The sequence below is a fragment of the Arthrobacter sp. TmtSoilC51 genome (assembly GCF_055388015.1).
Map to the genome: position 1 here is coordinate 3631208 of NZ_AP035877.1, position 25024 is coordinate 3656231.

The window sequence follows — 25024 nt, forward strand, 5'->3', positions numbered from 1 at the left end:
CGATGACCACTCCATCCGCCGAGGCACTTCACGCTGCCCTGGCAACCGTCATTGACCCCGAGTTGCGGCGTCCCATCACCGAACTCGGCATGGTGGAGTCCGTGGCAGCCAACGACGACGGCACCGTCCACTTGGCGGTGCTGCTGACGATCGCGGGCTGCCCCTTGCGCGAAACGATTACGGAGGATGCGACAACCGCCCTCTCCGGCGTGGCAGGTGTCACGGGCGTTGACGTGGAGCTGAAGGTCATGACCCCCGCCCAGCGCGAGGCATTGAAGGAACAACTCCGCGGTCCCGGCGGTCAACGGGGCATCCCCTTCGCCAAGCCCGGTTCCCTGACGAAGGTCTACGCCGTGGCGAGTGGCAAGGGCGGCGTGGGCAAGTCTTCCGTCACTGTCAATCTTGCCTGCGCGCTGGCCGCACAGGGCCTCCGAGTCGGCATCGTGGATGCCGACGTGCACGGTTTCTCAGTGCCCGGGCTTATGGGCATCACGCAGAAACCCACCCAGGTGGACGACATGATCCTGCCTCCGGTGGCCTACGGGGTGAAAGTCATATCCATTGGCATGTTCGTTGCGGGAAACCAGCCGGTGGCATGGCGTGGTCCCATGCTGCACCGCGCCTTGGAACAGTTCCTCACGGACGTGTACTTTGGTGACCTGGATGCCCTTTTCCTGGACCTGCCTCCCGGAACAGGCGATATCGCCATCTCCGTGGCCCAGCTCCTCCCGAACGCCGAAATCCTCGTGGTGACCACCCCGCAGGCAGCCGCTGCGGATGTTGCCGAACGCGCCGGAACCATCGCCACCCAAACGGGCCAGAAGGTGGCCGGCGTCATCGAGAACATGTCCTTCCTGGAAATGCCCGACGGCGGCCGCATGGAATTGTTCGGAACTGGCGGCGGTGCCGTCCTGGCTGAGCGGTTGAGTGCTGCCGTGGGCAGCGATGTGCCCCTTCTCGGCCAGATTCCGTTGGACATCCGGCTGCGTGAGGGCGGGGATGCGGGGAAGCCCGTGGTCCTTGGCGCAAGCGAAACTGCCGCCGCGAAGGCGCTGGAAGGGATTGCCGGGATGTTGGCGACGCGGCCGCGGGGATTATCCGGCATGCCGCTGGGAATCCAGCCGCGCTGAACGCGCTGGGATTCGAAACGGCCTTGGAAGGCTAAGTAGCTTCCGTGTCGAAGGGCGCAGCCTCGCCCTCGGCCAGCCGCTCAATAATCCGGGCTGGAGCCTTGGGCTTGGTGTCTACTGCTGCGGACGCAACTGTTGCGGCAGCGGCTGGTGCGCCGGCGTTGACGGGCTTGGAATCGTCATCAAGCAAGGCATCCTTGATGATGCGCCGCGGATCGTACTGGCGGGGATCGTACTTCTTCCAGTCGACCTCATCGATGTCGATGCCGACTTCTTCCTTGATCTGCTCGCGTGCGCCAGAGGCCATCCGGCGGACTTCCTTCACCAGGTTGGCGAGCTTTTGAGTGTATTCGGGCAAACGGCTGGGACCGATGACGAGTACGCCGATAATCAGAAGGAGTATGAACTCCGGGCCGTTGATTCCAAACACGCTACGAAGATTACCTTGTCTATGGTGCCGGTCATAAACCAGCGGGACGGAGCAATGTCCGGAGGCCGCGAATCATCCGTTCGGACCACGTCTCGGAGGCTTGCGAAGTTTTCATGCCAACCATGGAATCGCCTGCACGAACCAACTCGGGAACGGCGTCGTCGGCCAGGTCTGCTGGCAGGTCCGATGCATAACTGAGGACTGCCGCCGAGGTCCGGTATACGGCCTCCCACGGCGTCCCCTGGGTGACGGAGAGCTGCGCCGATGCAGATTGGCCGGCGCCGGCCAGGTCTGGGGCCTGCAGGTGCTCTTCCACGATAGTGGCGTAATGGCCGTTGCTTTCCAGCCGGAGTTCTACGGCCGGGTGACCGCTGTGCATGGTGGCCTGGGCTGAGACCACGTGGAAGCCCATACCGCCAAGTTCAGGGCATGCCCAACCTTGGTCCCGCAAGGCATCCAACTGTTCCGCACTCAATGTGACGGGTGAAGTGGGACGAAAGTCCGGCGTCGAAGCGGGTTCTGGCGTCACCATCAGTGCCGCAGGCCCACCGGTGAGCGCGCTGGAAACGGATGCGGCGTCGTTGCCTCCACCGATACGAGCCTGCGGCGTGGCATCTCCTGCCACCGCGTACGCCGCAACGGCCAGGGCGCCCGCACTCACCGTGAGAGTGCCAGCGGCCAGGCCGGCTATCCGAAGGCCCCGCCACGCTGCAGCCTGGGCCCTCGCATTACGGACGGGCGCTGCCGGCTCATTGGCGAGCCGTTGTGTGTGCTGAATCAAACGCGCCGTCAGGTCCTGGCTCGCTTCGGGCACGGCTGCTCCGCGAAGCCGTTCAAGATACTGCCGCTCCCTGTTCAGGGCAGCACGGCACTCCGGGCAATGCCGCAGGTGCTCTGGATTCCGGGTGTGGCGCAGGGCAGCCAGTTTGCGATGTGCAGTCAGTTTGCGACGTGGCAGTGCACCCGGACGAAGATCGCGTCGAGGCATCGACTACCTAAAGAATGCTTGCGATGCGAGGCATCTTCAGGCGGGGCTTACGGGCGTCAGCCGGGCGTGGGTCACGGTGGGCAAGCTTCTCCCGGAGCATGGTGCGGCCACGGTGGATACGGGACCTGACTGTCCCCAGCTTCACGCCCAGCGCTTCCGCCACTTCGTCGTAGGACAATCCTTCAAGATCGCACAAAACAACGGCGGCCCTGAAATCCGGTGGCAATTCTTCCAACGCGCGCTGAACGTCAAGGTCCAGGTTGTTGTGCTCAAAACTCTGCTCGGGACCTGGCTCACGGCCCGGCAGGCGTGACTCGGCGTCCTCGGCAAGGGCGTCAAAGCGGATTCGGCTCTTACGACGCGCCTGGTCCAGGAACAGGTTGGTGGTGATGCGGTGCAGCCAACCGTCCAAAGTCCCCGGCTTGAAGTTTTCAAGGGAACGGAAGACCCTGACGAACACCTCCTGGGTGAGGTCCTCGGCGTCGAACTTATTTCCGGTCAGGCGATAGGCGAGGCGGTATACCTTGGCGGAGTGGTTGGCGACCACGTCCTCCCAGCTGGGCATGACCCAGTCCGTAGCGGCCTCAAGGCTCTCTGTTGTCTGGACTGGCGCAGCATGCGATGCCGGCATCGTCCACTCCCCTCAAACTGTGGTTCACCGAACTCCTCCGGTGCCGCCCACCGCGTGGATGACCGGATCAATATCATCCCAAGTTTGTCTGGGAATTTCCTGACTAACGCACAAATTCCACGCAAGGCGAAATCCGGCCACAGACACAGTCCCGGACGACTGGAGAACACCGGGTTTGCGGCGCCGGACACAGTACGCTGGTACAGACACCCCTACGCGCGGAAAGCGAACCCTTCATGAGTGCCGACAAGTCAACCAGCTGGTCCTATGCAGAAGATCTGCCTGCTGAGGACGACGTCTTGTTGCGGGCCCGTGAGAGGTCCTTCGAGCTGGGGGTCAAGCCCATCAGCCCCGGTGTTGGTGCGGTGCTGACCGTCCTTGCCGCGGCTTCCAAGGCACAGACAGTAGTCGAGGTTGGTTCCGGCGCGGGAGTCTCGGGTGTTTGTCTTTTGCGGGGCCTGGGCCCCCAGGCCGTTCTGACAACTATCGACGTCGACGTCGAACATCTCAAGGCCGCCCGGGAAGCCTTCCTTGAGTCCGGCAGCCCTGCCAACCGGACCCGGACTATCTCCGGCAGGGCCGCCGATGTCCTTCCACGCCTCACGGACTCCGCGTATGACCTGGTCTTCATCGACGCCGACAAGCCGAACTTCCCCCGCTACGTTGAACAGGCTATCCGGTTACTCAAGTCCGGTGGCACCTTGGTGATCAACGATGCCCTGGACAAAGACCGCGTCTCAAACCCAGCTGCCCGCGACTCCACCACTGTGGTTCTTAGGCAAGTCGGCAAATCCATTCGCGACGACGACCGCCTGGCCTCTGCAATGCTTCCCACCGGCGACGGGCTTCTGGTGGCTGTCAAAAAATAGTCAATTGCCCTTTAGCGGACATTTCTTAAAAGAACCGCCCCCTAAGAAAGACGCTACTGCTTAAACAAAAGCAGGGCTCCGGCTCTCGCCGGGCCCTGGTCTTTTGAATCCAGCCTGCCTATGAATCTATTCGGTAACGCCCACAAGGCATTCCTTGAGGTTCTCCGCCTCCGCGGCATTGAGCTCGACAACAAGACGCCCTCCGCCTTCGAGCGGCACACGCATGATCAGGCTGCGTCCCTCTTTGGTTACTTCCATAGGGCCGTCGCCAGTACGTGGTTTCATAGCCGCCATTAGGAAAATCCCCTCCATTTGTCCCAAGTCACGCCCAACCCGGCCGGGCTGGATCCGCTTCGCAATTGCAGCCGGCGGCACCGCTTGGGAGGCCGCCTTGGCCGGGCACTTTTAGGTGCTTTTGTCCTTGCTCGTATTCCATTATCCCGTACTTACCCGTCCGTAGCGAATCAATGGACTAATTGCCGCGACACGCAACAAAGACACTTCCCGACGGCGGCCTGTGGGGTTATGGGGGATAGTCACCGCCCCCGGGCAATGGGGCCCAGGCCCAAAGCCACACGACCCAGACGATCTGGAGGAGGACAAACATGACCACGACCGTCCCCCGGTACGCCTTGGATTTGGAGAGCAGCGCCGCGGCCAGCGCAAGCGGGAAGAGCGGGAGGAGCATACGGAAAGTACTGGTCTGGGGATGCAGGAACACAAGCAAGTAGCCCATGTAGGAGGCACACCAAAGGCGCATTTCCGTTCCCAGCGCCCGGACAGGCTTTGAGACCATCAGCAGCACGAACAGGCCGACGAAAATAAAGGGCGCCAGCACGCCAAGAACCGGACCGAACAGCATCCTTCCGGTATCGAACCACGGTTTGAAGGGCACCAGGTCATGTCCGCGCCATGCGGTTTCCGTCCGCGTGTAGGCGCTGGGATCCCCGGTCACTGCCCAAGCGATTGCGGGCCACGCAAGTGCTCCAAGTCCGGTGGCCAGCACCAATGCACCCAAGGACAGCAGTTCTGGCGTGGCCGAAGCAGTGGCCCCGGGCTGGGTAGCCGGGCCTGGCCTGAACCGCTGCCAGAGCCGCCACGCCAAAAGGATGCCCAGCATGGCCGCGAACGGAACACCGGTGGGCCTGGAAAGACACATCAACAGCACTACCGGTACAGCTGCCAGGTAATGTCGCCTGACCACCAGGAGCAGCGAGCCGGACAGCAACAACAGGTTTAAGGACTCTGCATAGGGCACCTGGAGAATCGGCGATACCGGGAAAGTGGACACGAAGATAACGCCCCACATGGCAGCGCGCCGGCTGGCCGCTTCCCTGAACAGCTTGAAGATCACCAAAGCAGCACCAAGGCCCGCAACCATGGCTATTGCGGTGAGGGACTGCAGGGTCCCGAGGCCCGTGATGGCAGTGAGTCCCCGCCCCAGGAACGGGAACAGCGCATAAAAGGCCCAGGCGTTCTCCTTGACTACCCCGTTGGCATCGACCGGGAGCACGGAGGGGTAGCCGTTGTCCGCCGCCTGCGAATACCAGCGTCCATCCCAGATGGTGATGAAGTTCCAGTAGTCCGGCCCGGGCGGGAACCATGGATTCACTCCCTGGTGAACGGCGGCAGCCATGAAGATGCAGGCGCTGACCACCCGGGCCACCACAAAAACCAGGGAAACCTGCAGCCACCACGGCCAGCGCGACATGCGTGCCCCCGCGGCGGAAATACCCCGCGAAAGGCGCGCAGTGGGCCCCTCCCCGCCAACACGGGTAGGGGCAGGTGTGCTCACGGTGTGGTCCGCTTGGCGTCGCCGTCCTCAAGCTTTGGTTGGACCAAGGCGCTGAGTCTCTCGATCTCACGGTCCTTGGCCACCAACTGGTCCCGTAGCTCGTCAAGGACCTGATCTACCTGGTCCATGCGATAGCCGCGCAGCCCTACGGCAAAGCGCAGGGCGTCTATGTCGGCCGCCCCGGCCTTCTCCTGGAGCAGCACCGGAGGCAGGTTGGGCAGGGCGTCGTCCAGGCCCGCCCCCATGGAAGCGCCCCGGATGATGCCTGCCCCAAAATACAATGCGGCACCAATGAGTACAATCGCGACAAACACCAGGAAAAAGCTCACAGCCACCATCGTGCCAGAAACAGCCGCCGCCTACTCCGGGCGCTGGTTTCCATTGGTGGTGGCTGGAAGCGGGGCACCGTGCAATACGCGGTGGACAGCATCGGCAGGGTCATCCACCAGTTGGATCAGGTCCAGGTCCTTTTCGGAAACCATTCCTTCGGCGACCAGAGTGTCCCGGATCCACTCAATCATTGGGCCCCAGAAGCGAACGCCCAACAGAACAATGGGGAACGAGGTCACTTTGCGTGTTTGTACCAGGACCATGGCCTCGAACAACTCATCCAAGGTGCCAAGCCCGCCGGGCAACACGACGAAGCCCTGGGCATATTTCACGAACATGGTCTTCCGGGCGAAGAAGTACCGGAAGTTGATGCCCAGGTCCACCCATTGGTTCAGCCCCTGTTCGAACGGCAACTCAATACCCAGCCCGACGGACACGCCGTTGCCCTCCACAGCGCCCTTGTTGGCCGCTTCCATGGAGCCCGGACCGCCCCCGGTAATCACGGCAACGCCGGCTTCAGCCAGCTTGCGTCCTACATCGACTGCCATCTCGTAGTACTCGGTTCCCGGCTTGGTCCGGGCTGAACCGAAAACACTGACGGCAGGACCAATGTCAGCCAACGCACCAAAACCTTCAACGAATTCGCTCTGAATCCTCAGGACGCGCCAGGGGTCGGTGTGGATGAACTGCCCGGCACCACTCGTGTCCAGCAAGTGCTGATCGGACATTCCCGTGTCCGCCTGTTTGCGCCGCAGCTCCAAGGGGCCCTTGTGCTTGGCCGGTGCAATCTCCGAGGGCAGGGGCACGGGGACGCCCGCGACGCGACCATTCGCGTCCGGGCTGGGAATCGGGTGCTGGCTAATGCTCATTGCCCAAGGCTAGCGCGGATAAATGCCAGCGCAGACGCTACGACGCGGTTCTTGCATTGCAGTCTGGTATATCGCTGGAGGGCAGGTTTCTGTTCAGTCACGATCTGGAGGAACTTGCCGTGACCGTGGTCATAATTGTGTCTTTGTTCGCTAGATTCGTCCTATGACTACTCAAGTGTCCGGCGATGCGCTCGTCTCCCTGAACAGCGTCAACAAACACTACGGTCAATTGCACGTCCTCAAAGACATCAACCTCCAGGTTCGGAAGGGTGAAGTCGTCGTGGTCATCGGGCCGTCCGGCTCCGGAAAGTCCACGTTGTGCCGTGCCATCAACCGTTTGGAAACGATCGATGACGGCGACATCGCGATCGACGGGAAGAAGCTCCCGGAAGAAGGCAAGGAACTCGCCCACCTGCGTGCAGACGTCGGTATGGTCTTCCAGTCCTTCAACCTGTTCGCCCACAAGACGATCCTTGAGAACGTCACGCTGGGACCGATCAAGGTGAAGGGCGTCGCCAAAGGCACGGCGGAACGGGAGGCCATGGCCCTCCTGGAACGCGTCGGCGTCGGCCACCAGGCTCCCAAGCTTCCCGCCCAGCTTTCCGGTGGCCAGCAACAGCGTGTGGCCATTGCCCGCGCGCTTGCCATGAAGCCGAAGGTGATGTTGTTCGACGAGCCCACGTCGGCTCTGGACCCCGAAATGATCAACGAGGTCCTGGACGTCATGATCCAGCTGGCAAAGGAAGGCATGACCATGATCGTGGTCACCCACGAGATGGGCTTTGCCCGCAAGGCCGCCGACCGGGTGGTATTCATGGCCGATGGCCAGATCGTGGAGGATTCAACACCCGAGGAATTCTTCACCAACCCGAAGAGCACCCGCGCCAAGGACTTCCTGTCCAAGCTTTTGACCCACTAGCTCCCTGCTGACCCGCATCCAGGCCCGCACGGACCGCACCCAGGCCCTACGCCGGCCAACCAATGAAAGGAATGTCATGAAGAAGGCTTTTATTACCCGGAGGAAATCTCTCCTGGTGGCCGCTTCGGCTGCACTGGCCCTCTCGCTGAGCGCCTGCGGTGGAGGCAGTGGCACCACCACTCCCCCCGTCGCCTCGGCGAGCTTCGAGGCCGGCACCACGATGGCGAAGCTGAACCAGGCCAAGAAGATCACCATTGGTACCAAATTTGACCAGCCGCTGTTCGGCCAGAAGGGCCTGGACGGCAAGCCTGTTGGCTTCGACGTCGAAATCGGCAAGGCAATCGCCGCCAAGCTCGGCATTGAACCCGACAAGATCGAGTGGGTGGAAACAGTTTCCGCCAACCGTGAACCGTTCATCGAACAGGGCCGCGTTGACATCGTCATCGCCACTTACACCATCAATGCCGCCCGCAAGGAAAAGGTCTCATTCGCAGGCCCGTATTACGAAGCCGGCCAGGCCCTGCTGGTGAACAAGGACGACAACTCCATCACCAAGCCCGAGGACGTGAAGGGCAAGAAGGTCTGCTCTGTCACAGGTTCGACACCGGCAAAGACCATCGTCGAAAAGTACGGTGCCGAGCTCGTTCCGGCAGCAAACTACACCGCTTGCCTTGAGCCGTTGCGTAACAAGCAGGTTGTGGCCGTCACCACGGACAACGTGATCCTTGCCGGTTACGTTGACAAGGAACCGGACGCCTTCAAGCTCGCTTCTGACCAAACGTTCACGAAGGAGCCGTATGGCATTGGCCTGAAGAAGGATGACACGGTGTTCCGCAACTGGATCAATGACCAGCTTGAGGCATTCGCCAAGGACGGCACGTACAAGAAGGCTTGGGAAGCAACAGCAGGAAAGGTCATCAAGACCGCTCCCGAGCTGCCCGCCATCGACCGTTACTAGCCGGAAACCGGTGGCTGCCGCCGTCCCCTTGCGGGAAGGGTGGCAGCCACCGACCTTGAGGACTCTCTACCTTTCCGCAGCAGCCGAAGGAAGCCAATGGACGCCATCTTCGAAAGCCTCCCCCAATACTGGGACGGATTTCTCCGAACCCTGTTTCTAGCCGTCGTTTCCGGCGTGATTGCACTGGCAGCAGGTACCCTCCTCGCCGCGATGCGTGTCTCGCCCGTGGCAGCCTTACGGGGCTTCAGCACGTTCTATGTTGAAGTCGCCAGAAACACCCCACTCACAATTATTTTCTTTTTCTCAGCAATCGTGCTTCCCCGGCTCGGCGTCAAGTTCGAACAGTTTGAAGTCGCCGCCATCATCGCACTGAGCAGCTACACGGCAGCGTTTGTTGCCGAGGCCGTGCGATCCGGCGTCAACAGCGTCCCGGTGGGACAAGCCGAAGCAGCCCGCAGCATCGGCATGACGTTCACGCAGGTTTTGGGCCTTGTGGTCCTTCCACAGGCTGTTCGCACCGTAGTACCCCCGCTGATCAACATCATGATTGCCTTGGTCAAGAACTCATCGGTCGCAGGTGCATTCTTCGTCCTGGAGCTCTTCGGCTATGGCCTGCAGTTGTCCAATAGCCATGGCGACGCAGTCATGTGGATCTTGATCGGTGTGGCATTCTTCTACCTGCTGATCACCGTGCCCCTGGGCTTGTTGGCCCACTTCGTCGAGAAAAAGGTGGCGATTGCCCGATGACTTCGGTTCTCTATGACGTACCAGGCCCCAAGGCCCGCCGCGTTTCCCTCATTGGTTCGGTTGTCGGGTCCATCATCATCGCCGGTGGCGTGGTGGGAGCCATCGTCATCCTGTCTTCGCAGGGCATCTTCAATGCCTCCCGCTGGGAAGTCTTTGTTAACGAATCTGCCAAGGATGTTTGGACGCAGCTCGGTTACGGCGTTCTTGCCACCCTGCAGGCCGCCGGCGTTGCAGCCGTCATTGCCTTCCCCCTCGGAGTCGCACTGTGTTTGCTCCGCATTTCCCTGATCTCGTGGGTTCGGGTTCCCACACAGGTGGTGCTTGAGTTCCTGCGCGGTATGCCCGTTGTCCTGATGATCCTGTTCGTACTGCTGGTGTTCGCCACCACCCCGTTCGTGGCAGTTGTAAGCGGCCTGGTGTTGTACAACGCAGCGATCTTTGCCGAGATCCTTCGCGCAGGCATCCAGTCCCTCCCGAAGGGACAGCGCGAAGCCGGATTGGCGATCGGTCTTCAGAGCTTCCAGTCCCGGATGAGCATCGAATTCCCACAGGCCATCCGCCGCATGCTCCCATCGCTCATTGCGCAGTTGGTAGTCCTGCTCAAGGACACCTCGCTGGGCTACATCGTGGCCTACGAGGAGCTGCTGCGAAAGGTCAAGCTGATTTCCGACCTCGAGCCCAGCCTTTTGTTCTCTGCATTCTTCGTTGGTGCCGCGATCTACATCCTGATCAACTTGTCGGTGTCCCGCCTCGCGATCTGGATCGAACGCCGCGGTTCCAAGAAGGCTGCCGGCGGGGTGGCTTCGGCCATCAAGACAGTCGACCTCCAGGTGGACGCCGGCGGCCCTAAATAAGGGATCTCCCGTCCAGCTTCAGCTACATCGAAGAAGGTCCGCAGCCATCTCTGGCTGCGGACCTTCTTTTTCACGTGCTTTTCGACTTTAGCGAACCAGCCACGTCCTCAGTGCACGAAGGCATTCACGGACGGCATCGGCGTCGACGTGTTCGTTGTCCTTGTGCGCCAGCAATGGATCACCGGGTCCGAAGTTCACGGCCGGGATACCCAGCTCGCTGAAACGCGCGACGTCGGTCCAACCGTATTTGGGCTTTGGTTCCGCGCCGACTGCGGCAACGAAAGACGCGGCTGCAGGGTGGTTCAGTCCGGGCCGCGCGCCAGCAGCAGCGTCTGTCCGGACGACGTCGAATCCTTCCAGGAGTTCGCGCACGTGGGCCTCGGCCTGGTCGGGTGTCTTATCGGGAGCGAAGCGGTAATTAATCTCCACCACGCAGCGGTCAGGGATGACGTTGCCGGCTGTGCCGCCATTGATCCTCACCGCGTTGAGGCTTTCCCGGTAGTCGAGGCCGTCCACGTTGATAGTGCGGGGCTCGTAGGCTGCGAGGCGGGCGAGGATGGGTGCCGCCGCATGTATGGCATTGCTGCCCATCCATGCGCGGGCCGAATGGGCCGCTTCACCGATGGTTGTCGCCTCGAACCGGCTGGTTCCATTGCAGCCGCCTTCAACTGTGCCGTGTGTGGGCTCCAGCAGAATGGCGAAGTCGCCCAGGAGCAGGTCACCATGGTTGCGGACCAACCTGCCCAAGCCACTCTTGACGGCCTCCACTTCCTCATGGTCGTAGAAGACAAAGGTGACGTCCTTGTCCGGCTCCCTGCCGTCGTCGAACAGCGTGGCAGCAAGGGCGAGCTGCACGGCAACGCCACCCTTCATGTCGGTAGTCCCCCGGCCATAAAGCACACCCTCCCCCGGGATGCCCGACTCCCATGTGGCCGGAACGGTGCCAAGCGAGCCTTCCACCGTAGGCAATGGCACCGTGTCCAGATGCCCGGCCAGGATGACGCGCTCGGCGCGGCCAAGCTCCGTCCGGGCGATGATCGCGTCGCCGTCGCGCACCACCGTGTATTCGGGGATGGCGCGCAGGGCAGCCTCGACGACGTCGGCGAGTGGGGTCTCGTTGCCCGAGACACTGTTGATATCGATGAGCGCGGCTGTCAGCAAGGCAACGTCCTGGCGCAAGTCCAGTAGGGCGGGGGCAGGGTTAAGGGTCACCACTCCACCTTAACGCCCCGGTCCGCTGTGTTTCAGGCAACAAATGCGACCTACCCGACGTGAGACGGGTTTCAGCCGTGCCACGGGCGCTCGATACACTGGGGCCATGACTGAAACTGCTTCCTCTGCTGTGCCCGCAAACCACCGATCAGCCTACGGATTCGGCCTCGCCACCATCGCCACCTCGCCTTCCGGGGAAGCAACCGTGCTGGATGTCTGGTACCCCGCACCGGCCCTGGGCGTAGCCGCTGAAACCCTTCGTGACGTTGAGAACGCCGATCCTGCACTCACTGCGCTGGCTGACGACGGCAAAGACGCCGATCGCGGCACGGAGCAGAGAGTAGTCTTCGCACAGATCGACCTCGACGCCGCTCCGGCGGATACGGCCGACGCCTACCTCCGTCTTCACCTCCTTTCCCACCGTCTGGTCAAGCCCAACAGCATCAACCTGGATGGCGTCTTCGGCAAGCTCCCCAACGTTGTATGGACCAATTTCGGTCCTGCCGCCGTCGAGGGTTTTGAAATGACCCGTGCGCGCCTTCGTAGGCGCGGCAACGTAGTGGTTTACGGCGTGGACAAATTCCCGCGCATGGTTGACTATGTGGTTCCCAGTGGCGTGCGGATCGCCGACGCCGACCGCGTCCGCTTGGGTGCGCACCTTGCCGAGGGCACCACCGTGATGCATGAAGGCTTTGTGAACTTCAATGCCGGAACCCTTGGCACGTCCATGGTGGAGGGCCGCATCTCCGCTGGAGTCGTGGCCGGTGACGGCACGGACGTCGGCGGCGGCGCCTCGATCATGGGCACGCTCTCCGGAGGTGGCAAGGAAAAGATTGCGTTGGGCGAGCGAGTACTGCTTGGCGCCAACTCCGGCGTGGGCATCAGCATCGGCGACGATTCCGTGGTGGAAGCCGGCCTCTACGTCACGGCGGGTACCCGAGTTCGCGTACCTGGTCCCAAGGACGAAAACGGCGAAGACACCAGCAAGATCATCAAGGCCGTGGAGCTTTCCGGTGTTCCCAACCTGCTGTTCCGCCGCAACTCCACCACCGGTGGCGTGGAAGTCCTGCCCCGCAAGGGCCAGACCGTGGAATTGAACGAGGCACTCCACGCCAACTAGCAGGAGACAAGCAATGCGCCGGTTCCGCCGCGCCATCGTTGCGGTGCTGGCCCTGGCCCTCGTGGCTGGAGCTATCTATGGGATAGTTGCCATACTGCAGCGCTCCGAGACCCTGGTCTCGGAGCGCTGCGTCGCAGTCATGGGGTCCGAAAGCTACGAGTTGGCTACCGACCAAGCAGCGAACGCCTCTCTCATCACTGCCATTTCGGTCCAGCGCGGACTTCCGCCGAGGGCGGCAAGCATCGCCCTGGCCACTGCCATGCAGGAATCAAGACTGCGGAACATCAACTACGGCGACGAAGCAGGACCTGATTCCCGCGGGTTGTTCCAACAAAGGCCATCCCAAGGCTGGGGAAGCGAGGCACAGGTCATGGACCCCGTTTATGCGACGAACGCCTTCTATAACGGCCTCATCAAAATTCCAGGCTACGAGACCATGGAAATCACCCAGGCAGCGCAGCAGGTCCAGCGCTCGGCCTTCCCCCGGGCGTACGCCCAGCACGAGAACATGGGCCGCGCCTTCGCTTCGGCCCTCACCGGTCATTCCGAATCGGCGCTGACCTGCGAACTCCGGATGCCTGAAGCAGCCGGTGACCCTGCCGCCGTCGTGGAGGAACTGACGACGGCGTTTGGCACCCAGCCAGCCACTGTTCAGGGCCGCTCGGTGCACCTGGATATGACTGGCACGCAAGCCTGGGCAATTGCCCATTGGGCAGTGGCAAACGCCAAGTCCCTCTCCATCACGCAAGTGGATGTCGGCGGACAGACGTGGAACAGGGAAAAACGCAACGGCTGGATCGCTTCCGCGGCGCCGTCGGAGTCGTTGACCATCACGGTCTCGGCACCCGCGACCTGACGTCGGCGACCGTTTCTGCCGTTTGGCCTCTTCAGGCGAGCATCTCCACTACAGGCTGGACGTAACTGCGGAAGACATCAGGCTCGGAAAGCAGTCTGTGGCTCATGATCATGGTGCTGGGCTCCAAGTACCATGCGCGCGGTTCGTTGAGCGGCAACTCGATGATGGTGAGATCAAAGTCCCTGGAGCTGCGGCCGACTTCAAGGAGCCTGTCCTCCACCATCTCGTTCAGGACTTCCGTGATCCCATTGGCTTCGCGCTCTGCCTCGATCTTCGCGTATTCGTCGATCCTGTCCGTTGCCCACCCCAAGGCGGAGCCAAAGTGTGCCTGCAGGACGCGTTGGAGGGCAGGGGAATTGCCGAACGCCTTGAAACTGGGTGGCGCGAGCTCAAGCGCAGGGTTGGGATAAGTCTTCACGAGCTTCTCCCACCAGGCCTCCCACTCGGTTTTGAGGGCCTGAATCCCACCGACATCCGAAGTGAGGTGGCTATGGTCGGCTTGGCGGACCTTGGGAGCAGCGTGCGAAAGTAACGGTTTTCCGGCACCGTCGAGTCCAGCTACGTCGCGCAAGTACAGGGCGATGAGCATCGGCCCGGACGTGTCCATGGTAATGCGCCATCCCGGGCCGCCTGACTCATGCATCCGATTTCCTCCCTTGGCAGGTTCCCGACATGTCCCAGTCTATTCCCGTTGGCTTCCTACGGTAACGGTGCGGGAGGCACTGCTTGCCGGGCCGACGATGGCGGGCAGGGACCCCCTATCGCGCGGCCTGCATCGGTTCGAAGGCGGCGAGGTGCGCTGTGAGGACGTCGCTGCACATCTCGGCAGTCATCCACTCAGGCTGGAGCAGGGCGTGCATGCAAAGCCCGTCCATGGTGGCCAGGAGCCTTTCAGCCTCCGTGACGAGGCTTTGCCGCACTTCGGCTTCGCCGGGGCTCAACAGGACGATGAGGCGTCCCACAATGGCAGCCACTGCGCGGTGGCTGCGCTCGGCCTCGGCAGCCAAGACGGGATTAATCCGGGCAGCGTGGCGGAAGGCCATCCAAACGCAGGCATCCACAGCGAGTTCCTCATCCAAAGGAAGGAACTGGCCCAGGAGGTTCAAGACTGCAGAGTGCTGTTCCGGGCTGCCGGGGGCTTCGTCCTCCACTGCGAGCAAGGCTGATTCGAGCCGGCCACTGATACGGTCGATCACGGCAGCAAAGGAGAAGGTCAAGAGCTCGTCGCTGCTGGCAAAGTAGTGCCGTACCGAACCCACTGCCAGCCCTGCTTCATCAGCTACTTCGCGAAGAGATGCCCGCTCCAAACCGTCGCTTGCGATGATCCTGAAGACGGCTTGAACAACTTCCTGGCGCCGGGCTTCGGCATCAACAATTTTGGGCACCAGTATTTTTTAGCACGAACGTGCTTCAACACCACTCAACACTGAGCGGCGTGGCTCCGATTTCCGATAGCGTAGACATCATGAAAATTCTTGTCACGGGTGGCACCGGCTATATCGGTTCGCACACCGTTCTGTCCCTTCAGGAAGCCGGCCATGACGTCGTCGTGCTCGATAACCTCGTGAACTCCAGCGAAGAATCCCTGCGGAGGGTTTCCGAGCTCACTGGCAAGACAGCAGCCTTCCACAAGGTGGACCTGGTGGACGAACCCGCCGTCGAGGCGGTGTTCGACCAGCACCAGATCGACGCCGTGATCCACTTCGCGGGACTCAAGGCCGTGGGCGAATCCGTCCAGGAGCCCTTGGCGTACTACTACAACAACATCGTGGGCACCCTGAACCTGCTCCGCGCCATGGACAAGCACAACGTCCGTTCCATCGTCTTTAGCTCCTCCGCCACGGTTTATGGCGAGCACAATCCGATTCCGTACATCGAGAAGATGGAAATCGGTGCCAACAACCCTTACGGCCGCACCAAGGAACAGATCGAGGACATCCTCTCGGATCTTGGCAACGCTGACGATCGCTGGCATATCGCACTGCTGCGCTACTTCAACCCGGTTGGGGCCCACCCGTCCGGCCGCATCGGTGAGGACCCACAGGGCATCCCCAACAACCTCGTTCCGTTCATCGCCCAGGTTGCCGTGGGGCGCCGCGAGAAGCTGATGGTTTTCGGTGGCGACTATGACACTCCCGATGGAACGGCGCAGCGCGACTACATCCACGTGGTGGATCTCGCAGAAGGCCACGTGGCCGCGCTGAACTTCATTGCAGAGCGCGCGGGGGTCCGCCGTTGGAATCTTGGCTCCGGCAAGGGCTCCTCCGTCCTGGAGGTACTGCGGTCCTTCGAAAAGGCCGTGGGACATGAACTGCCCTACGAGATCACGGGCCGCCGTGCCGGCGATCTTCCCGCTTTCTGGGCCGACGCCTCGTCTGCCCTCGCGGACCTGGGGTGGTCCACCACGAAGACTGTGGACCAGATGTGCGAGGACCACTGGCGCTGGCAGAAGAATAACCCTTACGGGTACAACGCCGCGGAACCCGCAACGGCTGGCAACGCCTAGTCGGCAAAGAAGCCACGCGACCAACGACGGCGGCCGCCACCTCGCGCGAGGTGGGCGGCCGCCGTCGATATTTGGCCGGTTGTTAGTTGGCCGGGTAGTTGCGCTCCGGCTCCCCTGTGTAGAGCTGCCGCGGGCGGCCGATCTTGGTCTGGGGATCGTTGATCATTTCGCGCCACTGGGCAATCCAGCCCGGGAGGCGGCCGATGGCGAAGAGGACGGTGAACATCTTCTCCGGGAAGCCCATGGCCTTGTAGATGAGGCCGGTGTAGAAGTCGACGTTCGGGTACAGCTTGCGCTGGATGAAGTAGTCGTCGGCGAGGGCCTTCTCTTCAAGGCGCATGGCGATGTCCAGCAGTTCGTCGTTGCCGCCGAGCTTGCCGAGGACCTCGTGGGCCGTTGCCTTGATGATCTTGGCCCGGGGATCGTAGTTTTTGTAGACGCGGTGCCCGAAGCCCATGAGGCGGACGCCGTCTTCCTTGTTCTTGACCTTCTCCATGTAGTCCTCGGGCTTGATGCCGTCGGCCTGGATCTGGCGGAGCATCTTCAGGACGGCCTCGTTGGCGCCACCGTGGGCGGGACCGAAGAGGGCGTTGATGCCAGCAGACACCGAGGCAAAGAGGTTCGCGTTGGAGGAACCTACCAAGCGGACGGTGGAGGTGGAACAGTTCTGCTCGTGGTCAGCGTGCAGGATCAGCAGCAGGTCCAATGCCTTGACCACAACGGGGTCCAGCTCGTACTGCTCGGCCGGGAGGCCGAAGCTCAGGCGCAGGAAGTTTTCCACGAGGTTCATGGAGTTGTCCGGGTAGAGCATCGGCTGGCCGATGGACTTCTTGTGGGCGTAAGCGGCAATAACCGGCAGCTTGGCCATGAGGCGGATGGTGGAAACTTCCACGTGCTCCGCGTTGAAGGGATCCAACGAGTCCTGGTAGAACGTGGACAACGCCGAAACCGCCGAGGAAAGCACCGGCATAGGGTGGGCGTCGCGCGGGAATCCGCCGAAGAAGCCCTTCAGTTCCTCGTGCAGGAGCGTGTGGCGCCGGATGCGCTGATCGAACTCTTCCAGCTCCGTGGGAGTAGGGAGGTTGCCGTAGATCAGCAGGTAGGAAACTTCAAGGAAGCTCGAGTGCTGGGCGAGCTGCTCGATCGGGTACCCGCGGTAGCGCAGGATGCCTGCGTCGCCGTCGATGTACGTGATGGCCGAGGTAGTGGCCGCTGTGTTCATGAAGCCGGGGTCATAGGCAACGGCGCCCGTCTGCTTCAGCAGCTTGGAAACGTCATAACCTTCGTTTCCTTCTACAACCTGGATGCGCGGCAGTTCGAGTTCGCCGCCGGCATGGCGCAGTGTCGCGCTGGTGGTCTCAGTCATGGAGTCCCCTTCATGAGGCCTCTGGGCCTCTATAGAACGCTTGTCCAACCAACTTCTGGTGACGCCGTCTTCGGCCCCACTGTTGCAGGGCTCCAACGACCGCAGTGCTTTCTTATTGAAGGCCACCATTGATAGTCAGTTAAAAAGCTACCGCCAGTAACCCTCCGGAACTAATCCGTTCCGTCCGGTTACTGGCGGAATGACGCGACTTGTGGCACAAGTCACAGCATTGTTATGAGCTTGCGCTTAACCTCTCCACGGCTGCGTCAATGCGTTCATCGCTGCCGGTAAGTGCCACCCGGACGAAGCCGTTGCCGGCATCGCCGTAGAAGACGCCAGGACCCACGACGATCCCAAGCTCAGCAAAACGGGCCACCGTGTCCCACGTAGCTTCACCGGCCGTGGACCATAGATAAAGGCCGGCCTTGGACTCATGGATCTGCAATCCGAACTTCTCAAGGGCCGGAACGATCCTCTCGCGGCGCCCGCGATAGAGATCCTTCTGGGCAACTACGTGGCCCGAATCGCCCAAGGCGACGCGCATCGCCTCCTGCACAGGATAGGGCACGATCATCCCTGCGTGCTTCCGGCTGTTCACGAGGTTGGCCATAATTGCGGAGTCACCAGCAACAAACGCGGCGCGATAGCCAGCGAGGTTTGACTGCTTACTCAGGGAGTAGACACAGAGCAGGCCATCGGTAGAACCACCGGAGACCCGCGGGTCCAGGATGCTCGGAACAGCTTCTCCCCCGCGCTGGACATCCCACTCGCCCCAGCCCAGCTCCGCATAACATTCGTCGGAGGCCACAACGGCGCCGACTTCGCGTGCCTGGCTGACGATGTCCCGCAGCGATTCGACGCTCCGGACGCTGCCCGTGGGATTGCCTGGCGAGTTGATCCACACCAGGCGAACCCTGGCCCGCGTGGCGGCATCCAATTCGTCCAAGCTATCCGCCGCTACGGCTGTGGCTCCTGCCAGCATCGCGCCGATGTCATAGGTGGGGTAGGCAACGGTCGGCCGTACCACCACATCACCGGAGCCCAGTCCGAGAAGGAAGGGCAACCAGGCCACCAATTCCTTGGAACCAACTGTGGGCATGACGTCCCGAGGATTCAAGCCCATGACGCCGCGGCGGGCGGCAAACCAATCCACGACAGCCTGCCGCAAGGCTTCGGTGCCATGCACAGTTGGGTAGCCGTGGGCATCCGACGCCGAAGCCAGCGCGTCCCGGATCAGTCCGGGAGTGGGGTCGACCGGCGTCCCAATGGACAGGTTAACCACTCCCCCGGGGTGCTTGGCGGCTGTGGCGACATACGGCGCCATTGCCTCCCACGGGTAGTCGGGCAGGTTAAGGCCAAAGGCCGGTGCCGCGGAAATCAAGGAAGCAACCGCCCTTAGTGGTCTTGGTTCTGCGGGGGCAGCGCGGCAATGAACGGGTGGTCCTTGCCGGTGTTGCCGATCTTCGCAGCGCCACCCGGCGAACCGAGGTCGTCAAAGAATTCGACGTTGGCCTTGTAGTAGTCGGCCCACTCTTCCGGGGTGTCATCCTCGTAGTAGATGGCTTCCACAGGGCATACGGGTTCGCAGGCACCACAGTCGACGCATTCATCGGGGTGGATGTAGAGGGAACGCTCACCTTCGTAAATGCAGTCAACAGGGCATTCTTCGATACATGCCTTGTCCTTGACATCTACACACGGCTGCGCGATTACGTACGTCACGTCCCAGACCTCTCCACGGTTTGTCCCGGTCTTGGCCGGGGTAATACGACCGGCAGCATGCCGGACACTCAACTTCTCAGCCTATTATCCAACAGTGCTATGACGCCAACCTAGCTCGCGTCTTAGTATGAAACGGTGACTCCCCCGTATTTGCCACCTCGAGAATTCCTGCTCAAAGCCCAACCGGGCATTCGGGTGGTGGTCCGCTACAGGATTCAGGACGGTCTGACAGACGCGCTGGGGTATCTCGTGACCACCACGGAAAGCAGCTGCACCGTACGCACCCGGGCATCCGACGTCGAAATTCCGCTTGAGTTGGTCATCGCGGCGAAGGAAGTTCCTCCTCCGCCGCCCCGGCGCGGGCAGCGTTAGCAGCTGCGACTTGAAAAGCGCTCCGCCAGCGCATCCGTAGCCGACTGGCTACCACAAGCATGATCAACGTGACCACTGCAATGCCAAATACCCAGATGTTGCCCACGGCGTCGCCCAGCAACAACTGTTTGCTGGGTCCCCCGGACGACAACGCACCGACGCCGGCGTATGCCACTACGCCAGCTACCGCCGTCGGAATAACTGAAGCCGACCACGCCGCCAGCCACAACTGGACCGACGCAAGCATCAAGAGCGCTGCCCCGACGCCCCAGGGGACGTCGACGCCGGACAGCACCACCGCTTGCCGGTGCAATGCCGTGCCTGCCGCAGCAACAAAAAGAGCCGCCGGCACGGCCGTGGCGATGCCACGGGCCGTACTGACGACTCCCTTGTTCATGCCGCTGGTCCAGCCGGATTCGACCGGGCGGGACTATGCCTTGGCGCGGGCGCGGTTGGCCTTGGCACGCTCGTTGGAATCGAGGATGACCTTGCGGATACGGATGTCCTCCGGCGTCACCTCAACACACTCGTCTTCACGGGCGAATTCGAGGGACTCCTCAAGCGTCAGATCGCGCGGCGGCGTCAGGTTCTCGAAGGTGTCCGAGGAAGCAGCACGCATGTTGGTGAGCTTCTTTTCCTTGGTGATGTTGACGTCCATGTCGTCGGCGCGTGAGTTCTCGCCCACGATCATGCCTTCGTAAACCTCGGAGGTGGGCTTCACGAAGAAGGAACCGCGCTCCTGCAGGTTGATCATGGCGAACGGCGTGACGACGCCCGCGCGGTCGGCAACCATCGAACCGTTGGTGCGGTATTCGATGGGACCGGCCCACGGCTCGTAGCCCTCGGAGATGGAGGCCGCGATACCGGCACCGCGGGTGTCGGTGAGGAACTTGGTGCGGAAACCGATCAGGCCACGGGCCGGAACGATGAATTCCATGCGGCACCAGCCTGTGCCGTGGTTGGCCATGTTGGTCATGCGGCCCTTGCGGGCGGCCATTAGCTGCGTCACGGCACCGAGGTACTCTTCGGGGACGTCGATGGTCATGTGTTCCATCGGCTCGTGGATCTTGCCGTCGATGGTCTTGGTGACTACCTGCGGCTTGCCAACGGTCAGTTCGAAGCCTTCGCGGCGCATCTGCTCAACGAGGATCGCCAGGGCGAGCTCGCCACGGCCCTGTACTTCCCAAGCGTCGGGACGCTCGGTGGGCAGAACCTTGATGGAGACGTTACCGATCAGTTCCTTGTCCAGGCGATCCTTCACCTGGCGGGCAGTAACCTTGGCGCCCTTGACCTTACCAGCCAGGGGCGAGGTGTTGATACCGATGGTCATGGAGATCGCAGGATCATCCACAGTGATCAGCGGCAGCGGCTGCGGGTTCTCGGCGTCCGTAAGGGTTTCACCGATGGTGATTTCCTCGATACCTGCTACGGCAACAATCTCACCCGGACCGGCCGACTCGGTAGGAACGCGGGTCAGTGCCTTGGTGGCCAGGAGTTCGGTGATCTTGACGTTCTTGAGTTCACCGTTGGCGCGGGCCCAGGCTACGGTCTGGCCCTTGCGGAGCGTGCCGTTGTAGATCCGGAGCAGGGCGAGGCGGCCAAGGAACGGCGAGGCGTCCAGGTTGGTCACGTGTGCCTGAAGCACGCCATCCGGGTTGTATGTGGGAGCCGGGATGTGCTCGATGATGGTCTTGAAAAGCGGCTCAAGGTCCTCGTTCTCCGGGGCGGAGCCGTTGTCCGGCTGGTCCAGGGAGGCGCGGCCAACCTTGGCAGCAGCGTAGACAACCGGAACCTCAAGGACCTTGTCCAGGTCCAGGTCCGGAACTTCGTCTGCGAGGTCCGAAGCCAGGCCCAGGAGCAGGTCCATGGACTCGTGGACAACTTCGTCGATGCGGGCGTCGGGACGGTCCGTCTTGTTGACCAGGAGGATCACCGGAAGGTGCGCAGCAAGGGCCTTGCGCAACACGAAACGGGTCTGGGGAAGCGGGCCTTCGGAGGAGTCGACCAGCAGGACAACGCCGTCGACCATGGAAAGACCGCGCTCAACCTCGCCACCGAAGTCGGCGTGGCCGGGGGTGTCGATGACGTTGATGGTGATGGTTTCGCCGTTGGACGACGGGCCGTTGTAGGCAACCGTGGTGTTTTTGGCGAGGATCGTAATGCCCTTTTCGCGCTCCAGGTCACCGGAGTCCATGACGCGGTCCTCAACCTCACCGTGGGAAGCGAAGGAGTTGGTCTGCTTGAGCATGGCGTCGACCAGGGTGGTCTTACCGTGGTCAACGTGTGCGACGATCGCGACGTTGCGCAGATCGCTCCGCGACGCAGTGTTGGTGATGGTTTCAGACATGCGTTTATGACTCGTTTCAGTGGTGAAGTCAGTTGTTTTTATCCGCGCGCATACCTGATCACGTGATCGGAACACACAACGAAAAGACCCCGGGACACAGGGCACCTACAGCAAGTCTAAACGCAGTTGCATTTATCAGCCTAAAAAGCAAGCCATTTAACCCTCGGTTGTGGCGTCGATCACAGCACATCACGCTTTAGTAACCGGCAGTCCAGATGCTGGATTTTCTGCTCCCTGTGCCCCATGATTGCTGCAGAACCAGTGCCATACGGAGACCAACGATGCGCAAAGCCTCGGCCGCGTTCCGCCTGCTCGCACCCTTGATCGCCGTTGGCGTTCTGGTGGTCGGCTGCGGACCAAACCAAGCAACCCCACAATCCGCCCCCTCGCGCTCAGCCGCGCCCGTGCCTGCGGAGACGTCAGCGGCAGACAAACCCCTACGGGTGGCACCCGCTCCGAGCGCCCTGGACCTGCCAGTGGGCTCGCTTTACAGGAATCCCGCGAACGGCCGCGACGAAGTGGTCCTTGCCGATGTGCGCCACACGGCCGTGTTGATTGGCGACTCCCAGGCCATGCCAAAAGACTCATGGCCGCAAAGGGGAATCTCGGCGCTTGGGTACAAATTGCACGTGGTCGGCATGGGTGGCACGGGCTTTGTGGCCTCCAACGGCAAGACAGGGAATTATATCGACGCCCTGCAGCGGGGGGACTGGCTGCTCCCCTACGGTGATCCGCCGCTGATCGTGGTCCAGGGTGGCGGCAATGACGCCACCCAAAAGGCCACAGACGCCCAAATCACCAGTAACGCCGACCGCCTCCTCGCCGCGCTCAAGAAACGCTATCCCGGCGCCGGGCTCGCAATGATCGGAACGTTGGCCCGCGGAGCCGACAACGGTGGTGGCCGCCGTTCAGAGGTGGACGCACTTTTGGGCCGCATCGCCGCCAAGCACGCCATTCCATTTGTCAGCACGGGCGATTGGTTGACCCGTTACGATGCCGTTGCCGACCTACAGGACGGCGTCCATATGAAGCCCTCCGGACACGCGAAGCTGGGCAGCGTTCTGGCGCGGGAGTTGACCGCACTTGGCCTCACAGCCCGCCCGGACAAGGATTCGTCTGTTTCACCCCAATAACGACCGTTGCGGGGCCTGCTTTGCGCCCTTTATGGGTGATTTGGCACGCAGAGCAGCCCTAACAACGAGTGCTTAACGGCAAGAGCCGGTGGTTCCCACATGTGGGAACCACCGGCTCTTACGGTGTCTCGTCAGCAGAGAGACGACGCCGATCAGGCCACCGCGGGCGGCAGCAGCAGCGAACCGCCAGGAATGGCATCCAACAGGGCCTGCGTGTAGGCCTCGCGCGGGTTGTCGAAGACATCGTCCGTGCTGCCCGTTTCCACGAGCTGGCCCTTTTCCATGACGCAGACGTGGTCAGCGATCTGGCGCACGACGGCGAGGTCGTGGGTGATGAACAAATACGTCAAGCCGAGGTTGTCCTGGAGATCCGCCAGAAGGTTCAGCACCTGGGCCTGGACCAGGACGTCCAAGGCCGAAACGGCCTCATCACAGATGATCACTTCGGGGTCCAGGGCCAACGCACGGGCAATGGCAATACGCTGGCGCTGCCCACCAGAGAGCTCATTCGGATACCTCTGCATCATGGACTGCGGCAAAGCCACTTGGTCCAACAGCTCGCGAACCTTCTTCTCGCGGCTAGCCGCATTTCCGATCTTGTGTACCCGCAGAGGCTCTTCGATGGTTCGGAAGATGTTGTACATCGGGTCCAGGGAGCCGTAGGGATCCTGGAAAATCGGCTGGACGCGGCGCCGGAACTTGAAGAGGTCCTTACCTTTGAGTCCAGCCGTGTCGACGCCGTCGAACACAATCTGGCCCTCGGTGGGCTTCTCAAGTTGAAGGACCATCTTGGCCACGGTGGATTTACCTGAACCCGACTCCCCCACGATCGCCGTGGTGGTTCCGCGTTTGACGCTGAAGCTGATGTCGTCCACAGCAGCGAAGTCCGAGGTCTTGCCCAGGCCCTGCCGGAGCTTGTAGATCTTGCGCAGGTTCCGGATCTGGAGGACCTCGTCCGTTGCATGCTTCTTAATTGCCGCGACAGGCGCCAAGAGGTCGCTGGCCTCCACGCCCAGCTCCTTCGCTACCTGAATGCGGCGGGAGGCGAGCGAGGGCGCCGATTCCACGAGGCGCTTCGTGTAGGGGTGCTGCGGGTTTTGCAGCAGTTCCAGTGAAGGACCCGCCTCCACAACGTTGCCCTGGTACATCACGACTACTTTGTCCGCGCGCTCGGCAGCAAGGCCGAGGTCGTGCGTGATGAGCAGCACCGATGTACCGAGCTCTGTAGTCATTTTGTCCAAGTGATCCAGGATTTTGCGCTGGACGGTGACGTCCAATGCCGAGGTAGGCTCATCCGCAATCAAGAGCTTGGGCTGGCAACTCAGACCGATAGCGATAAGAGCCCGCTGCCGCATACCGCCGGAGAACTCGTGCGGATACTGCTTGGCTCGCCGCGCAGCATCCGGAAGACCCGCCTCCGCCAAAACGCGGGCGACGTCTTCGGGTCCGTCCGGACGACCGTTGGCCTTGAGGGTCTCGCGAACCTGGTAACCGATCTTCCATACGGGATTGAGGTTGGACATTGGGTCCTGGGGAACCATACCGATGTGGCTACCGCGGAGCTCAATCATGCGCCTTTCAGGTGCATGGGAGATATCCTCGCCATCCAGCAGAATCTGCCCACCCGAGACGCGTCCATTGTTCGGCAACAAGCCGATGGCAGCCAGGGCCGTCGTCGACTTTCCTGAACCGGACTCCCCGACAATCGCGACGGTTTCGCCGGGCATGATGGTTAAGTGGGCGTTTTTGACGGCCTTCACTTCACCCGAGCCAGTCTTGAAGGTGATGGCCAGATCCTTGATTTCCAGGATTGGCCGTACCTGTGCCGTGACTTCATTGATTCTTACGTTGGCAGAAGCCATGTTCGCCT

Annotated in this window: 27 protein-coding genes; 11 read left to right on the plus strand and 16 right to left on the minus strand. The window is 61.8% G+C overall.

The genetic code is table 11. The features are described 5' to 3' along the window. The first annotated feature begins 2 nt into the window (after nt 1-2). Nucleotides 3-1130, plus strand: a complete 1128-nt coding sequence (locus ACZ5G6_RS16530) for an Mrp/NBP35 family ATP-binding protein (protein ID WP_498686641.1) — start codon at nt 3-5, stop codon at nt 1128-1130. Between the two features lie 31 nt (nt 1131-1161). Here the strand turns inward: ACZ5G6_RS16530 and ACZ5G6_RS16535 are convergent, their stop codons facing one another. Genes ACZ5G6_RS16535 through sigE form a run of 3 tightly spaced genes read right to left on the minus strand, consistent with a single transcriptional unit; the run spans nt 1162 to nt 3179 of the window. Further along, nucleotides 1162-1560, minus strand: coding sequence for a twin-arginine translocase TatA/TatE family subunit (locus ACZ5G6_RS16535; RefSeq protein WP_223933748.1), 399 nt, complete (start codon nt 1558-1560; stop codon nt 1162-1164). Nucleotides 1561-1591: 31 nt separating this feature from the next. Continuing rightward, a complete protein-coding gene (locus ACZ5G6_RS16540; protein WP_498686644.1) occupies nt 1592-2548 on the minus strand; it encodes a hypothetical protein in 957 nt (318 codons plus the stop codon). 7 nt (nt 2549-2555) lie between these two features. Then, nucleotides 2556-3179: an RNA polymerase sigma factor SigE gene (sigE, locus tag ACZ5G6_RS16545; protein ID WP_223933751.1), complete on the minus strand. Its 624-nt coding sequence runs from the start codon at nt 3177-3179 to the stop codon at nt 2556-2558. Nucleotides 3180-3415: 236 nt separating this feature from the next. Here sigE and ACZ5G6_RS16550 point away from each other — a divergent pair, with 236 nt between their 5' ends. Further along, entirely contained in the window at nt 3416-4048 is a 633-nt protein-coding gene (locus tag ACZ5G6_RS16550) for an O-methyltransferase (protein WP_223933752.1), read from the plus strand. A gap of 126 nt (nt 4049-4174) precedes the next feature. Here the strand turns inward: ACZ5G6_RS16550 and ACZ5G6_RS16555 are convergent, their stop codons facing one another. From ACZ5G6_RS16555 to ACZ5G6_RS16570, 4 genes are all read right to left on the minus strand, one after another. After that, complete coding sequence (locus tag ACZ5G6_RS16555; protein ID WP_064721643.1) at nt 4175-4342, minus strand: DUF3117 domain-containing protein; 168 nt, start codon at nt 4340-4342, stop codon at nt 4175-4177. Between the two features lie 229 nt (nt 4343-4571). Next, nucleotides 4572-5759, minus strand: a complete 1188-nt coding sequence (locus tag ACZ5G6_RS16560) for a putative hexosyltransferase (RefSeq protein ID WP_498691922.1) — start codon at nt 5757-5759, stop codon at nt 4572-4574. A gap of 80 nt (nt 5760-5839) precedes the next feature. After that, nucleotides 5840-6181: a DivIVA domain-containing protein gene (locus ACZ5G6_RS16565; RefSeq protein ID WP_498686648.1), complete on the minus strand. Its 342-nt coding sequence runs from the start codon at nt 6179-6181 to the stop codon at nt 5840-5842. Nucleotides 6182-6202: 21 nt separating this feature from the next. Continuing rightward, the gene (locus ACZ5G6_RS16570; protein ID WP_223933756.1) at nt 6203-7042 is read right to left on the minus strand and encodes an LOG family protein; all 840 of its coding nucleotides are present in this window, start codon (nt 7040-7042) and stop codon (nt 6203-6205) included. 163 nt (nt 7043-7205) lie between these two features. On the opposite strand from ACZ5G6_RS16570, the gene ACZ5G6_RS16575 reads away from it, so the two are divergent. From ACZ5G6_RS16575 to ACZ5G6_RS16590, 4 genes are all read left to right on the plus strand, one after another. Beyond that, nucleotides 7206-7961 carry an amino acid ABC transporter ATP-binding protein gene (locus ACZ5G6_RS16575; RefSeq protein WP_223933757.1) on the plus strand — a complete coding sequence of 252 codons (756 nt, stop codon included), beginning with the start codon at nt 7206-7208 and terminating at the stop codon, nt 7959-7961. A 76-nt stretch (nt 7962-8037) separates the two neighbouring features. Continuing rightward, on the plus strand, nt 8038-8919 hold the full coding sequence (locus ACZ5G6_RS16580; RefSeq protein WP_223933758.1) for a glutamate ABC transporter substrate-binding protein: 882 nt from the start codon (nt 8038-8040) through the stop codon (nt 8917-8919). Nucleotides 8920-9015: 96 nt separating this feature from the next. Then, nucleotides 9016-9666 (plus strand): amino acid ABC transporter permease, encoded by a 651-nt coding sequence (locus ACZ5G6_RS16585; protein WP_223933760.1) that lies wholly within the window; start codon nt 9016-9018, stop codon nt 9664-9666. Continuing rightward, a complete protein-coding gene (locus ACZ5G6_RS16590; RefSeq protein WP_223933762.1) occupies nt 9663-10520 on the plus strand; it encodes an amino acid ABC transporter permease in 858 nt (285 codons plus the stop codon). The genes ACZ5G6_RS16585 and ACZ5G6_RS16590 overlap by 4 nt, the downstream gene beginning before the upstream one ends. Before the next feature lie 87 nt (nt 10521-10607). Here the strand turns inward: ACZ5G6_RS16590 and dapE are convergent, their stop codons facing one another. Beyond that, the gene (gene dapE, locus ACZ5G6_RS16595; RefSeq protein ID WP_498686651.1) at nt 10608-11732 is read right to left on the minus strand and encodes a succinyl-diaminopimelate desuccinylase; all 1125 of its coding nucleotides are present in this window, start codon (nt 11730-11732) and stop codon (nt 10608-10610) included. Between the two features lie 106 nt (nt 11733-11838). Here dapE and dapD point away from each other — a divergent pair, with 106 nt between their 5' ends. Together dapD and ACZ5G6_RS16605 are read left to right on the plus strand one after the other, a co-directional pair. Next, entirely contained in the window at nt 11839-12852 is a 1014-nt protein-coding gene (gene dapD, locus ACZ5G6_RS16600; RefSeq protein ID WP_498686652.1) for a 2,3,4,5-tetrahydropyridine-2,6-dicarboxylate N-succinyltransferase, read from the plus strand. A gap of 13 nt (nt 12853-12865) precedes the next feature. Then, nucleotides 12866-13708 (plus strand): hypothetical protein, encoded by an 843-nt coding sequence (locus ACZ5G6_RS16605; RefSeq protein WP_223933768.1) that lies wholly within the window; start codon nt 12866-12868, stop codon nt 13706-13708. 31 nt (nt 13709-13739) lie between these two features. Here the strand turns inward: ACZ5G6_RS16605 and ACZ5G6_RS16610 are convergent, their stop codons facing one another. Further along, the gene (locus tag ACZ5G6_RS16610) at nt 13740-14351 is read right to left on the minus strand and encodes a hypothetical protein (RefSeq protein WP_498686654.1); all 612 of its coding nucleotides are present in this window, start codon (nt 14349-14351) and stop codon (nt 13740-13742) included. A gap of 115 nt (nt 14352-14466) precedes the next feature. Beyond that, a complete protein-coding gene (locus ACZ5G6_RS16615; protein ID WP_223933771.1) occupies nt 14467-15093 on the minus strand; it encodes a TetR/AcrR family transcriptional regulator in 627 nt (208 codons plus the stop codon). Between the two features lie 80 nt (nt 15094-15173). Here ACZ5G6_RS16615 and galE point away from each other — a divergent pair, with 80 nt between their 5' ends. Then, complete coding sequence (galE, locus tag ACZ5G6_RS16620; protein ID WP_498686656.1) at nt 15174-16214, plus strand: UDP-glucose 4-epimerase GalE; 1041 nt, start codon at nt 15174-15176, stop codon at nt 16212-16214. Between the two features lie 82 nt (nt 16215-16296). Here the strand turns inward: galE and ACZ5G6_RS16625 are convergent, their stop codons facing one another. The 3 genes from ACZ5G6_RS16625 to fdxA form a co-directional block, all read right to left on the minus strand. Then, a complete protein-coding gene (locus ACZ5G6_RS16625; protein WP_223933774.1) occupies nt 16297-17580 on the minus strand; it encodes a citrate synthase in 1284 nt (427 codons plus the stop codon). A 232-nt stretch (nt 17581-17812) separates the two neighbouring features. Next, entirely contained in the window at nt 17813-18961 is a 1149-nt protein-coding gene (dapC, locus tag ACZ5G6_RS16630) for a succinyldiaminopimelate transaminase (RefSeq protein ID WP_498686660.1), read from the minus strand. Nucleotides 18962-18975: 14 nt separating this feature from the next. Then, nucleotides 18976-19302 (minus strand): ferredoxin, encoded by a 327-nt coding sequence (gene fdxA / locus ACZ5G6_RS16635; protein ID WP_018776555.1) that lies wholly within the window; start codon nt 19300-19302, stop codon nt 18976-18978. A 198-nt stretch (nt 19303-19500) separates the two neighbouring features. Here fdxA and ACZ5G6_RS16640 point away from each other — a divergent pair, with 198 nt between their 5' ends. Beyond that, nucleotides 19501-19674, plus strand: coding sequence for a putative acetyltransferase (locus ACZ5G6_RS16640; protein WP_498691925.1), 174 nt, complete (start codon nt 19501-19503; stop codon nt 19672-19674). Here ACZ5G6_RS16640 and ACZ5G6_RS16645 read toward each other — a convergent pair. Both ACZ5G6_RS16645 and typA read right to left on the minus strand, forming a co-directional pair. Beyond that, nucleotides 19622-20071 carry a hypothetical protein gene (locus ACZ5G6_RS16645; protein ID WP_498686662.1) on the minus strand — a complete coding sequence of 150 codons (450 nt, stop codon included), beginning with the start codon at nt 20069-20071 and terminating at the stop codon, nt 19622-19624. The genes ACZ5G6_RS16640 and ACZ5G6_RS16645 overlap by 53 nt on opposite strands. A gap of 33 nt (nt 20072-20104) precedes the next feature. After that, on the minus strand, nt 20105-22021 hold the full coding sequence (gene typA / locus ACZ5G6_RS16650; RefSeq protein ID WP_223933779.1) for a translational GTPase TypA: 1917 nt from the start codon (nt 22019-22021) through the stop codon (nt 20105-20107). A 281-nt stretch (nt 22022-22302) separates the two neighbouring features. Here typA and ACZ5G6_RS16655 point away from each other — a divergent pair, with 281 nt between their 5' ends. Then, complete coding sequence (locus ACZ5G6_RS16655) at nt 22303-23154, plus strand: SGNH/GDSL hydrolase family protein (protein WP_498686663.1); 852 nt, start codon at nt 22303-22305, stop codon at nt 23152-23154. Nucleotides 23155-23306: 152 nt separating this feature from the next. On the opposite strand, the gene ACZ5G6_RS16660 is transcribed toward ACZ5G6_RS16655, so the two are convergent. Continuing rightward, nucleotides 23307-25016: an ABC transporter ATP-binding protein gene (locus ACZ5G6_RS16660; RefSeq protein ID WP_223933783.1), complete on the minus strand. Its 1710-nt coding sequence runs from the start codon at nt 25014-25016 to the stop codon at nt 23307-23309. Nucleotides 25017-25024 lie beyond the last annotated feature (8 nt).